Origin of the sequence: Gilliamella sp. BG7, assembly GCF_046635565.1 — a bacterium.
Classification (GTDB): Bacteria; Pseudomonadota; Gammaproteobacteria; order Enterobacterales; family Orbaceae; genus Gilliamella; species Gilliamella apicola_P.
Genome location: NZ_JBIDFB010000004.1, coordinates 26,673 through 38,434 on the forward strand (window position 1 = coordinate 26,673; position 11,762 = coordinate 38,434).

The 11,762-nt window shown below is 33.3% G+C and carries 14 protein-coding genes and 1 tRNA gene; 6 read left to right on the forward strand and 9 right to left on the reverse strand.

Annotated elements, in window-relative coordinates; genetic code table 11:
* Positions 1 to 183 precede the first annotated feature (183 nt).
* A complete protein-coding gene (map, locus tag ACGH49_RS03900; protein WP_411588289.1) occupies positions 184 to 972 on the forward strand; it encodes a type I methionyl aminopeptidase in 789 nt (262 codons plus the stop codon).
* Between the two features lie 62 nt (positions 973 to 1,034).
* Here the strand turns inward: map and ACGH49_RS03905 are convergent, their stop codons facing one another.
* A complete protein-coding gene (locus ACGH49_RS03905; RefSeq protein WP_411588290.1) occupies positions 1,035 to 1,904 on the reverse strand; it encodes a co-chaperone YbbN in 870 nt (289 codons plus the stop codon).
* A 27-nt stretch (positions 1,905 to 1,931) separates the two neighbouring features.
* Complete coding sequence (locus ACGH49_RS03910; protein WP_065607419.1) at positions 1,932 to 2,702, reverse strand: SDR family oxidoreductase; 771 nt, start codon at positions 2,700 to 2,702, stop codon at positions 1,932 to 1,934.
* Between the two features lie 98 nt (positions 2,703 to 2,800).
* On the opposite strand from ACGH49_RS03910, the gene ACGH49_RS03915 reads away from it, so the two are divergent.
* Positions 2,801 to 3,493, forward strand: coding sequence for a 5'-methylthioadenosine/adenosylhomocysteine nucleosidase (locus ACGH49_RS03915; protein ID WP_065607417.1), 693 nt, complete (start codon positions 2,801 to 2,803; stop codon positions 3,491 to 3,493).
* Positions 3,494 to 3,520: 27 nt separating this feature from the next.
* Here ACGH49_RS03915 and rnd read toward each other — a convergent pair whose 3' ends face one another.
* Complete coding sequence (rnd, locus tag ACGH49_RS03920; protein WP_411588291.1) at positions 3,521 to 4,603, reverse strand: ribonuclease D; 1,083 nt, start codon at positions 4,601 to 4,603, stop codon at positions 3,521 to 3,523.
* A 209-nt stretch (positions 4,604 to 4,812) separates the two neighbouring features.
* Here rnd and cmoA point away from each other — a divergent pair, with 209 nt between their 5' ends.
* Both cmoA and cmoB read left to right on the forward strand, forming a co-directional pair.
* Entirely contained in the window at positions 4,813 to 5,544 is a 732-nt protein-coding gene (gene cmoA / locus ACGH49_RS03925) for a carboxy-S-adenosyl-L-methionine synthase CmoA (RefSeq protein WP_065607414.1), read from the forward strand.
* Between the two features lie 37 nt (positions 5,545 to 5,581).
* On the forward strand, positions 5,582 to 6,550 hold the full coding sequence (gene cmoB, locus ACGH49_RS03930) for a tRNA 5-methoxyuridine(34)/uridine 5-oxyacetic acid(34) synthase CmoB (RefSeq protein WP_411588292.1): 969 nt from the start codon (positions 5,582 to 5,584) through the stop codon (positions 6,548 to 6,550).
* Positions 6,551 to 6,627: 77 nt separating this feature from the next.
* Here the strand turns inward: cmoB and ACGH49_RS03935 are convergent, their stop codons facing one another.
* The 6 genes from ACGH49_RS03935 to hemA form a co-directional block, all read right to left on the reverse strand.
* A complete protein-coding gene (locus tag ACGH49_RS03935; protein WP_411588293.1) occupies positions 6,628 to 7,068 on the reverse strand; it encodes an integrase core domain-containing protein in 441 nt (146 codons plus the stop codon).
* Positions 7,069 to 7,304: 236 nt separating this feature from the next.
* The gene (locus ACGH49_RS03940; RefSeq protein ID WP_411588294.1) at positions 7,305 to 7,418 is read right to left on the reverse strand and encodes a transposase; all 114 of its coding nucleotides are present in this window, start codon (positions 7,416 to 7,418) and stop codon (positions 7,305 to 7,307) included.
* Between the two features lie 457 nt (positions 7,419 to 7,875).
* Positions 7,876 to 7,962, reverse strand: a tRNA-Leu gene (locus ACGH49_RS03945).
* Positions 7,963 to 8,061: 99 nt separating this feature from the next.
* Positions 8,062 to 8,304 carry a zinc ribbon domain-containing protein gene (locus tag ACGH49_RS03950; RefSeq protein ID WP_065608570.1) on the reverse strand — a complete coding sequence of 81 codons (243 nt, stop codon included), beginning with the start codon at positions 8,302 to 8,304 and terminating at the stop codon, positions 8,062 to 8,064.
* 118 nt (positions 8,305 to 8,422) lie between these two features.
* Entirely contained in the window at positions 8,423 to 8,680 is a 258-nt protein-coding gene (locus ACGH49_RS03955; RefSeq protein ID WP_411588296.1) for a DUF1289 domain-containing protein, read from the reverse strand.
* 36 nt (positions 8,681 to 8,716) lie between these two features.
* The gene (hemA, locus tag ACGH49_RS03960) at positions 8,717 to 9,988 is read right to left on the reverse strand and encodes a glutamyl-tRNA reductase (RefSeq protein WP_065559989.1); all 1,272 of its coding nucleotides are present in this window, start codon (positions 9,986 to 9,988) and stop codon (positions 8,717 to 8,719) included.
* Positions 9,989 to 10,154: 166 nt separating this feature from the next.
* Here hemA and lolB point away from each other — a divergent pair, with 166 nt between their 5' ends.
* Together lolB and ispE are read left to right on the forward strand one after the other, a co-directional pair.
* Positions 10,155 to 10,775 (forward strand): lipoprotein insertase outer membrane protein LolB, encoded by a 621-nt coding sequence (gene lolB / locus ACGH49_RS03965; RefSeq protein ID WP_411588297.1) that lies wholly within the window; start codon positions 10,155 to 10,157, stop codon positions 10,773 to 10,775.
* A gap of 11 nt (positions 10,776 to 10,786) precedes the next feature.
* Positions 10,787 to 11,629 carry a 4-(cytidine 5'-diphospho)-2-C-methyl-D-erythritol kinase gene (gene ispE / locus ACGH49_RS03970; RefSeq protein ID WP_296300798.1) on the forward strand — a complete coding sequence of 281 codons (843 nt, stop codon included), beginning with the start codon at positions 10,787 to 10,789 and terminating at the stop codon, positions 11,627 to 11,629.
* The last annotated feature ends 133 nt before the right edge of the window (positions 11,630 to 11,762 follow it).

Here is an 11,762-nt window from a genome sequence, read left to right on the forward strand (position 1 = left end):
ATACAGAATATCGAACAAATATAAGAATAGTTTTGAATTTTATACTAAAACATATATTTTCCTGAAACTTTTTTACAAAAATATAGGAATATAAGAAAAAGGTATAATTAATTCTCTGGTATAATTTGACGAAATAGTGCTGTATGATAGGATATTGCCATTAATATTAAAGGAAAAAAATTAATGCCTATAAAGTTAAAAACCCCTGCTGAAATAGAAAAAATGCGTATAGCGGGCAAACTCGCTGCTGAAGTTTTAGAAATGATAGAGCCTTATGTTAAACCTGGTATTACTACAGGTGAACTAGACAAGATCTGTTATGAACATATCGTCAATGTCCAAAAAGCTATTCCGGCTAATATTGGTTATCATGGTTATCAACATACTAGTTGTATTTCAATTAATGATGTGGTTTGTCATGGTATTCCAAGTTTTGACAAAAAGTTAAAAGATGGCGATATTCTAAATATTGATGTGACAGTTATTAAAGATGGTTTTCATGGCGATACCTCTAGAATGTACATTGCTGGTAAGCCAACTATCACAGGTGAAAAATTATGCCAAGTTACACAAGAGAGCCTTTACGAGGCGATTAAAATTATCAAACCTGGCATTCGTTTAAAGGAAATTGGTAAAACGATACAAAAATATGTCGATAAGTTTGGTTTTTCTTCAGTTCGGGAATATTGTGGTCATGGTATTGGTGAAGTCTATCATGACGAACCTCAAGTTTTACATTATGACGCTGATGACGGCGGTGTAATTTTAAAACCAGGAATGACCTTTACCATTGAACCAATGGTAAATACTGGTGACTGGCGTACTCGTACCATGAAAGATGGCTGGACGGTTAAAACCAAAGATCATGGACTTTCGGCTCAGTATGAACACACTATCTTGGTTACTGAAAATGGTGTTGAAGTCTTAACATTACGCAGTAACGAAGATTTTCCCCGCATTATTGAACACTAAATAAAGTGGATTCAACAATAGTTTATTGTTGAATCCTTTCGCTTTATTAAATTTCATAAATCTTAATATAATAAAGTATACAATTTACGTCGATAACTACTAGCTAACGGATTACTTGTTCCTAATGCCGCCAATAAATCGAGTAATGTTTTCTTCACTTGCCCGTCACCAGCATTAATATCTTTTGTCAATGGTTTGAATAACAACTCTAATGCTTCCTCATGACGCCCTACATGCATTAATTGGGAAGACAATTGAATCATTAGTTCAACGTTATCAGGATGTTGAGCAAATTCTGCCTGTAATTGTTGTAATTCTGGAGAATTAGCAGCTTGTTTAAGTAATTCAATTTCGGCTTGTAATCCATGATAGCTTGAATCTTGATCTTGTAGCGGAATAGTTGCCAGCACTTCTTTTGCTTCACTTAGCTGTTTAAGTTCAATTTGTGATTTTATTAGCATTAATGCAATATCGGTTCTCGGTTTACCCAAATGATCGGTTAATGATTTCCAGGTTTGCCGTAACAGTGGTAATGCTTCTTCATATTTAGCTTCATGAAATAAATTTTGTGCTTCAATTAATTTAAGCTCATCTTCATTTGGTAGCACTTTTTCTAAAAAAGTTTTAATGGTTTCTTCGGATTGAGGACCTTGAAAGCCATCTACAGGTTGACCATTTTGAAATAAATAAACAGTTGGAATGGCCCGCAAACCAAATTGAGCAGCCAGCATTTGCTCTTCATCGCAATTAACACTTGCCAAAATAAATTGACCATGATGTTCATTAGCTAATTTAGTTAAAGTTTGAGTCATTGCTTCATAATTGGGACTTCTTGATGACCAAAAATAAAACAACACAGGGGATTGAGAAGATCTTTTTATAATCTCTTGAATATTTTGTTCATTAACATCAAAAATAAATTGATTTTGCATATTATGTCCTAAGAATACTTTGATTCATTATTTATTTTTTAAAATTCTATCCATTAATCTATCAGGAAGCAAACGTTTAGTAATAGCCGCTATTTTTGTTATTTTTGTTACCCTGTAACGTATTTTTGGAGTTCTATGTTCAAGCGCATGAAATAAGTAAGGTAACAAAGCTTCTGGCGGTAACGTAAATCGTTTGGCAATAGGTGGATTTTTTACAATATTTTCTTTTTCTATTTGATTAACATTATCTGAAAAATGCGTTTTTAATGGCCCCGGTTCAATTAAACTAACTTTGATATTGGTATTAGCTAATTCTAATCTTAGTACATCAGACCATGCTTCTAAAGCATATTTACTTGCTGAATAAGCTCCTCTACCAGGAGTGGCAACAATGCCAACAATTGAGCTGGTTTGAATAATACGTCCTTCATTTTCTGCAAGCATTGCAGGAAGTAGTAACTGAGTTAACTGATGTACACCAAAGAAATTAGTTGAGAATTGAGACTCTAACTGCTCTCGGCTAATTGTTGCTAATCGCCCATATACTCCAAAGCCGGCATTATTAAATAATGCATATAATTGCCCGCCTGTCATAGTTAACACTTCTTTAGCGGCTAAATGAACAGAATCAGGATTATCTAAATCAAGTAATACAGTTTCAAATCCTTGTTCAATTAATTTTTGCTGGTCAGACTTTTTGCGACAAGACGCAATAACACGATAACCACGTTTTTTTAATGCAATAGCTGAAATAAGTCCTATTCCACTTGAACAGCCTGTAATAAAAATTGTTTTCAATTTTTATCTCCGTTTTATTCATATATTGTCAAGCTAATCTTCTGCAATTATGATATCACACTTAAATAGAAGTTACCCAAACTAAGCCAGAGGATCGTATGAAAATCGCTATTATTGCTGCAATGGAAGAAGAAGTTGCCATATTAAAAAGTAAAATTACCCATTATCAAGTTGAACGCCATTTAGGTTGTGATTTTCACCTTGGTCAAATTGCCGGTTGTGAAATAGTTCTACTTCAATCAGGCATTGGTAAAGTAGCCGCAGCTTCAGGCACAACATTATTATTAAATAATTACAAGGTTGATGCCGTTATTAATACGGGTTCAGCTGGAGGACTTTCAACCGAACTCAATATTGGTGACATTATCGTATCAAAAGACGTATTTTATCATGATGTCGATTTAACCGCTTTTGGTTATAAACCAGGGCAAATGTCCGGTTGCCCTGTTGTATTTGAAGCAAGCCAACAATATCAATCATTAGCCAAATCATGTATAAAAAAACAAGGTGTTAATGCAGTTGAAGGATCAATTGGTAGTGGTGATGCATTTATTAATGGTAAAGATACATTAGAACGGATCAAACAAACCTTTCCAAATGCCATAGCGGTAGAAATGGAAGCCGCAGCAATTGGGCATGTCTGCTGGCTATTTAAGGTACCGTTTGTAGTGGTAAGAGCAATCTCAGATAATGGTGATAATGAATCAGCAATGGATTTTCAGTCATTTTTAAAACTTGCAGCCACACAATCGTCCTTAATTGTTGAATCAATGTTAAGCGAGCTAGCCTAAACTCTTTTCAAAAATAGCATACTGATGTCACAAACAATATTTACTAAACAAGGGTTGACGCCAACCAGTTAATATTTCTGGTACGTCACCTTTTTTATCAATTTTCCATTTAATATATTGATTAATTAATCGGCGCGAAAGTAATAAATCTTGATTAAGCCCTGTTTTTGATGAAATGATTTGAGCCGCTTTTTTTAATTCATCCGAGATCTTCTTGAAATCGGGATAAGTATTAATTCTACGAATAAGTGGTACCTCGGGTATCGGTTCAGATAAAATATCGAGAATTTTTTGCCCATATAAACGAATTTCTTTACCTTTCATCCCTAATTTATCAAGTTCAGCTAATGAAGACGGTAAATAACGTGCTATTTTCCACAAAACTTCTTCGCGTATAACAAAATTTAAAGCGATATCTTGCTCTTTGGACAAATTATATCGCCAACTTGCTAATTTATACAATTGACCTAGACTTTTCCCTTTCAATTGCCAACTATTTTTAATATTTAGATAAGCGTTGTTTGGATCTATCACTGTACATTTACGAACCACCGCCATTTGGCACTCTTGATAAGCGGCTTGCAAATAATCATTTTCGGTTAATTGTGATTTTAGAATGTTTACTAATGGAAAAAGATATAACACATCATTAATAGCGTACTCACACTGTTTTTCGGTTAATGGTCGTTTTAACCAGTCTGTTCGAGTTTCACTTTTATCTAGCTCTACTTCTAAATATTTTTTTACTAAACTGGCATAACCAGAACTTAACGGATTATCTAAAAAAGAAGCCAATATTTGGCTATCAATAATAGGAGTCGGCACCATTCCAAAGTAATGAAGAAAAACCTCAATATCTTCACTACACGAGTGGAAATACTTTTCAATTTTAGGATTTTTTAAGATCGTTAAAAAATCTTGCCAATCGCTAATAGTGATTGGATCAATTAATGCAGCATGTTTTCCATCAAAGACCTGCAATAGACCTAAATGTGGATAAAATGTACACGTACGTACAAATTCTGTATCTAATGCAATCGCTGAACTTTTTTCGATTTTTGAACAAAACTCAGCTAGCTGATCATTATTAACAATAAGTTGATAAGACAAAGTAAAATTCCTATTTAGATAAATCTATTTATTGTGTACTTTTTTAATACGATATCAATCACCACAATTTCAGAACGAGTCATTAAGCGAACTAATCACAATAACCATAAACAAAATAGAAAAAATTAACAAAACTCATAATTATTTGAACAATTAAATATAAATAATGATATCATAATAAAATTATTTTTTCGTACCAATAACTTTTTATGGATATTAAAAAAGACCAATTATTCATCACACCTATTGAAAAATTGGGAGATTGGACTTTTGATGAAAAAGTTGCTGAAGTTTTTCCTGATATGGTGCAGCGCTCTGTTCCTGGCTATTCTAATATCATCTCAATGATCGGCATACTAGCTGAAAGGTTTGTACAACCCAATTCAATGATTTATGATTTAGGTTGTTCTTTAGGCGCGGCAACATTATCTATCCGACGCAATGTCAATCAAGAAAATTGCCATATTATTGCGGTTGATAATTCTCAGCCAATGGTTGAACGTTGTAAGCGGCATATTGAATCCTACAAATCAAGCACACCTGTAGATGTAATTTGTGATGATATTTGCCATATTAACATGCAAAATGCATCAATGGTTGTACTTAACTTCACCTTACAATTTTTAACCCCTGAAAATCGTCAACGTGTTTTAAATAATATCTATAATGCGTTAAAACCAAATGGTATTTTAGTCCTATCTGAAAAATTTAGCTTTGGTGATACCTGCATTGATGAATTACTATTTAATATGCATCATGATTTTAAACGTGCTAACGGCTATAGTGAGCTTGAAATCAGCCAAAAACGTAACATGCTAGAAAACGTCATGCTAACTGATACTATCGAAACACATAAACAGCGACTATCTGAAGCTGGTTTTAAACACATTGACACTTGGTTCCAATGTTTTAATTTTGGCTCTATTATTGCCATAAAATAACAGATTAATTTAAGCGTAATTGATAAAGGATAACAGAATGATTGATTTTGGTGATTTTTACCAGATTATCGCAAAAAATAGACTTAGTAGCTGGCTTGAAGTATTACCTGCACAACTCGCAAATTGGCAAAAACAAAACATAGATAGTCGCTTTAATCAATGGCTCAACAGTATTAAACATTTACCATCCATCTCACCTTATCAAATTGATTTATTACATAGTGTTACAGCGAAATCAAAAGAGCCTCTTTCTACGGGTGAACAGCAAAGGATAATGCAATTATTAAAAAATATGATGCCATGGCGCAAAGGCCCTTTCCACTTGTATGGAATTGATATTGATACAGAATGGCGTTCAGATTGGAAATGGGAACGCTTAATTAAACATATTGATTGTTTAGAAGATAAAATTGTTTTAGATGTGGGTTGTAACAGTGGTTATCATTTATGGCGAATGATTGGCGCTGGAGCAAAACTCGCTGTCGGAATTGATCCTATGGCGCTTTATCTATGCCAATTTGAGGCTATTCGTAAACTACTAGGTAACGATCAGCGAGCACATTTATTACCACTTGGAATTGAACATCTCCCTAAACTTAATGCTTTTGATACCGTATTTTCAATGGGGGTTTTATATCATCGTCGATCGCCACTTGATCATTTATTCCAATTGAAGGATCAATTGGTTGAAGGTGGACAACTAGTACTTGAAACTTTGGTTATTGATGGAGAATTACATCAAGCGTTAATGCCAGGTGATCGTTATGCACAAATGGGTAATGTCTATTTTATACCTTCTACTCCTACAATGATTAATTGGCTGGAAAAATGCGGGTTTTCAGATGTAAAAATGGTTGATATATCATTAACTAATTTTGATGAACAACGCAAAACAGAATGGATGACATCAGATTCTCTTGCCGACTTTCTAGATCCAGATGATTCAACCAAAACAATTGAAGGCTATCCAGCTCCAATGCGAGCCATTTTTATCGCAAAAAAATAATATCATAGCAAATAAAGCTCCATGAGCTTTATAAATTGAATGTTATCCCAAACTTAGTACACAACTTACGTAGAAAATTAAGCTGCTTGTTTTAGTGTTTTATACTCTATCGGTGTCATGTTATTTAATGCCTCATGCGGTCTTTCCGTGTTATCAATCGTTAACCATTCTTCGGTTACCTTCCTTACCTGTTCCAGATTATTAAAAAGATATAAATCCAATACCTCTGTACGGTACGAACGGTTAAATCGTTCAATAAAGCCATTTTGATAAGGGCTACTAGGCTTTATATAATCAATGGTTATATCATGTGATTTAGCCCAGTTTATTAAGGTTTTTCCTGTAAATTCTGGTCCATTATCGACCCGTATTTTTAATGGATACCCATGATATTCGGCCAGTTTATCTAAGTAACGGGTAATTCTTCCTGCTGGTAAGCTCACTGCAATATCAATACCTAACGCCTCACGATTAAAGTCATCGATGACATTGAATTTCCTGATTACGGCTACTGTCACTCATAAAATCCATTGACCAACATTCACCTTGTTTATTAGGAACCAATAGCTTTTCTGGTGTTCATGAGGGGGATACGTTTTTTAACGTTTAGCTCTAATATTAAGTTTCAACTAACAATATACCCAATACACCCGTTTATGATTCCATTTATAGCTGAGTTTTTTGATACGATTAAAGCATTTAGGAAAGCCCCAGCGTAAATGCCGGTCTGTGATAGCATTCAACACCGAAACAATCACTGAATCATCCTGTAACTTAGGTTGATTTTACGGCACAGCTCTTTAACAGAAATACCAGTTTCAGCTTCTTTTAAAATAGCCACGATTTGATGTTCGGTCATTTTTTTCATAATTAAATCCCCTTTACTTTTATCATAGAGAATTTTCTACTTTTTTGCTGTACTATTTTAGGGGATAGCTACAAAAACCTTTTCAATCATCATCAAAATGACCAATTATATTAAAAATTAAGTATACTGAGAGATAAAATGAGTAAAGGACTAATCATCAAGCAGCATAAATAAAAGCGGGAGCGCTCTCTTTTACACTGCAATTATATATACAGTGTATTTATTACAGGAATTATTATCAAGCAAAAATTTTATAATCAATTAATCAACATTATGATTTTTTGTATGTTTTATATGAAATCGCATAAAAATCGGAAATAAACAAGAAAGTTAGAACAAAGAGATGGCTAGCTAGATTTTATATTTAAAAATAAATATCCACCGCCATTTTACCGCCACTTGTTATTTTTTGATAATTTACAACAGAAGAAAAGTTAAGATAGGTGATTAATTTTATTGGTGCCAGTGGTCGGACTCGAACCGACACGCTTTTAAGGGCGGCGGATTTTGAATCCGCTGCGTCTACCAATTTCGCCACACTGGCATTTGAAGTGCAAATAAGTAAACGTTGGCATTATACTAAGCTTTGCAATATCTGCAACAGATATTATTCATAAAGCAATTTATCTGCCTAAAAAAACGTCTAATCCTTCCTTTTCCAGGCAGGCAATTTTTTAAGGATTATATAAGCAGTTTGTTTAGCTACTGCATTATCAACATTGTGATTTTGAGCATATTGTAATGTAACTTCATGCCATTTTTCATCAAATGTTTTCATTCTGCCATCTTTATGAGCACAATGTTTACAATAGTTTTTAGACATATCGAGCAATGGATAATCAGCAATAGCAGTCATTGGCATGCCACATGCAATACACATTTTCATATTTTAAATTCCAATAATATTAAAAAAGGTGACTAAATAATTGCCATCTTTATATGTATAAAAATCCTACTCTGAGTTAAACAAGATTACAATATATATTAAAAATAGATAAATAGATTTAGAAATTAAGTTCGAATTGAGGTGTTACTGGATTTAATTCTTGTTGTTGTCGTTGCTGTTTTGATAATAGATAACGGCGTTTTAATGCCCGTTGTTTACATAAACGCAAAACTTTTTGCTTTTGGCTATCACTCAAGGTTAACCAACTAAATCTTTCTTCTCTTGAGCGATAACAAGTAATACAATAGCCTTGTTTATCAGTTACACAAACTCGTTTACACGGGCTTGGAATATCAAAAAATTCAATCTGATCCAATTTATTCCTCGTTTCCTAAGCAAAACGACATATTGACTAATGTTCTTTTAATCCTAACCCTTTACTTAATACTTTAAAACAGTCATCACAATCATGTGTAGCTGCATGAAGTAATGTTTGAGTCGGTGCGTGGATTAATTTATTGGTTAAGCGATGTGAAAACTCAGCAAAAACATCGTCAATGTTAGCGCCCTGCCTGATGGCATTTAAGGCTTTTATTTGTAACTCACGTTTGATACTTTCTGCATTACTACGATACTGCTTAACATAAGCAACTGCATGTCTAGTCTTAAGCCAATCAATGAAAAGTTCAGCTTGTTCTTGAATAAGATATTGCGCTTCTTTAGCGGCAATAGCTCTTTGTTCTAAATTACTTTCAACCGTTTTTTGTAAGTCATCAATAGTATAAAGATGCACATTATTGAGTTGACTAACCTCTTCCTCGACATCGCGAGGAACAGCTAAATCAATAAACAGCATTTTACGATGATTTCTAGCTCGTAAAGTGCGCTCAACCATGCCTTTACCTATAATAGGTAAAGGACTCGCTGTTGAGCTGATCACAATATCAACATCTTTAAGTCGATTAGCGATATCAGGTAATGAAATGATTTCTGCATCAATATCAACCGCAAGTTTTAATGCCTTTTCACGGGTTCGATTGGCAATAATAACTTGATTAAATCCATGCGGCTTTAAGTAACGTGAAATAAGCTCTATTGTTTCACCTGCGCCAACAAGCATAATATTTAAATTAGAGGTATCACTAAAAAGATGGCGAGCAACTAAACAAGCAGCATAAGCGACAGATGCTGTATTAGTGCCAATATTGGTTTCACTACGGACAATTTTCGCCACATGAAATACTTTTTGAAATAGTTTTTTTAATTGAACAGATAAGCAATTTTGTTCTTGAGCAAAACTATATGCTTGCTTAACTTGCCCTAGAATTTGTGGCTCACCAATGATCATAGAATCTAAACCACTTGCTACCGACATCAAATGTTCAACAGCTTGTTGACCGTCATACCAATAAAATGAATCTTGGTATAGATCAACATCAAGATGATGAAATTGTCCTAACCAACTTTCTACAGATTGTTTTAATCTTAGATAGTCAGTTTGATGCTCATAACTAAGATAAATTTCTGTTCTATTGCAGGTAGACAAAATAACACACCCATCAACTAAAGGATGTTGGTATAAGCTGTATAGTGCTTTATCGACAATCTCATTAGGAAAAGCAAGCCTTTCCCTTAAAGCAACTGGCGCTGTTTTATGATTAACACCAAAAATTGTAATAGACATTGCATCACTTCTTTTTTGAAGGTTATTAGATATATTATTTTATTAACAGTTCTTAAACTTCCATATTATACATAAAAAACAGTAAAGGTTCTTTTTCTTATTCAGTAAATTATCAGTTATAATACTGCACTTATTGACACAAACACTAACAACTAAGAGTTATTTTATGTCTAAAATCAAATATATATTTGTTTTCATATTACCTTTACTTATCACCGCTTGCCAAATAACAAAATCTCAAAACAACACTTCGGTTGAACAGCTGTGGCAAATCCGCCAACAAAATCTAAAACAAATAAACACATTCCAAGTTAAAGGTAGTATAGCTTACATAAGTGATAAATCTCGTAATTATGGACGATTTTTAATAGCTCAACAATCAACTGATAACTACCAAGTTAAATTAACCTCCCCCATTGGTAGCAATATTTTAACATTAAACGCCGAACCTAATTATGCCCAACTGGTTGATAAAGACGGTAGAAATTACCAAGATACCAATGTTGAAAATCTTATGAAAAAGATATCCAATGTAAATATTCCACTTAATTCTTTGCATAATTGGTTAAAAGGATTTTCAGACAACATCAATACTGACAAGTTAGATAGTTCAGGAAGATTACTTTCAACTGTCTTTATACAAAATAACAATAAATGGACATTAAAAATTCCAAGTTACTCTACTTATACTTATCAAAACAAAAAGATAGATTTACCTGCAACTATAGAGCTTACGCATGATGACGAAGTTGTTCGCTTAAAAATTAGTGACTGGATTTTACGATAAAGGATAATAGTATGAAACAGTGGTTATCACCTGCTAAATTAAATTTATTCCTTTATATCATTGGACGCCGTTCTGACAATTATCATAATTTGCAAACGTTATTTCAATTTATTGATTATTGCGACATCCTAATCTTTAATGTTCGTCAAGATAATAAAATTAACTTATTAACCGATTTTACAAATGTACCTGTTAATAAAAACTTAATTGTTGTTGCTGCTGAACAATTGAAATCCTATACCAACCGTAATGATTTAGGTGTAGATATTACAATTGATAAAAAAATTCCTATGGGTGGTGGATTAGGAGGAGCCTCATCTAATGCTGCAACAGTATTAGTAGCACTTAATCAGCTATGGCAACTTAATTTATCAACCGAAATACTAATGGATATAGGACGAAAAATTGGTGCCGATGTCCCTATTTTTATTTATGGTCATGCGGCTTTTGCCGAAGGAATTGGCGATCAATTTCACCCTGTAGATATTCCTGAATATTGGTATTTAGTCACTTGCCCTAATATTGAAATATCAACAGTCGAAATATTTAATGCTCCTGAGCTAACTCGCAATACGCCAGCTCAAAGCATTACTGATTTACTTTCATTGAAGTTTAACGAATTAAAAAATGATTGTGAGGAAGTAGTTAGGAAACGTTATCCAACAATAGATAAAATAATTACTTACCTTTCCCAATATGGTACAACTCGATTAACAGGAACTGGTGCATGTGTTTTTACCCAATGCGAATCAAAGCAACAAGCATTAGCCATTCAAGGCAAACTTAATGCAGCACTATCAGTTAATAGTTTTGTCGCAAAATCGTTAAACACCTCTCCTTTATTCACAAATTAAACAAAAACCTTAATCAACAATCATTAAATGGTTAAGGTTTTATTACGTCAATATTTATATATTAAATATAACCACATTTTGACAAAGATAGAATGTGGTAATCACCAATTATATTTATAAACCATAAAAACAG

Bases quoted from the DNA above. Each gene is read 5' to 3' on its own strand.
- map (WP_411588289.1), top strand. From the start codon at position 184: ATGCCTATAAAGTTAAAAACCCCTGCTGAAATAGAAAAAATGCGTATA.
- lolB (WP_411588297.1), top strand. From the start codon at position 10,155: ATGTCTAAAATCAAATATATATTTGTTTTCATATTACCTTTACTTATC.
- ispE (WP_296300798.1), top strand. From the start codon at position 10,787: ATGAAACAGTGGTTATCACCTGCTAAATTAAATTTATTCCTTTATATC.
- ACGH49_RS03940 (WP_411588294.1), bottom strand. From the start codon at position 7,418: ATGAAAAAAATGACCGAACATCAAATCGTGGCTATTTTAAAAGAAGCT.
- cmoB (WP_411588292.1), top strand. From the start codon at position 5,582: ATGATTGATTTTGGTGATTTTTACCAGATTATCGCAAAAAATAGACTT.
- ACGH49_RS03950 (WP_065608570.1), bottom strand. From the start codon at position 8,304: ATGAAAATGTGTATTGCATGTGGCATGCCAATGACTGCTATTGCTGAT.
- ACGH49_RS03915 (WP_065607417.1), top strand. From the start codon at position 2,801: ATGAAAATCGCTATTATTGCTGCAATGGAAGAAGAAGTTGCCATATTA.
- ACGH49_RS03905 (WP_411588290.1), bottom strand. From the start codon at position 1,904: ATGCAAAATCAATTTATTTTTGATGTTAATGAACAAAATATTCAAGAG.
- hemA (WP_065559989.1), bottom strand. From the start codon at position 9,988: ATGTCTATTACAATTTTTGGTGTTAATCATAAAACAGCGCCAGTTGCT.
- cmoA (WP_065607414.1), top strand. From the start codon at position 4,813: ATGGATATTAAAAAAGACCAATTATTCATCACACCTATTGAAAAATTG.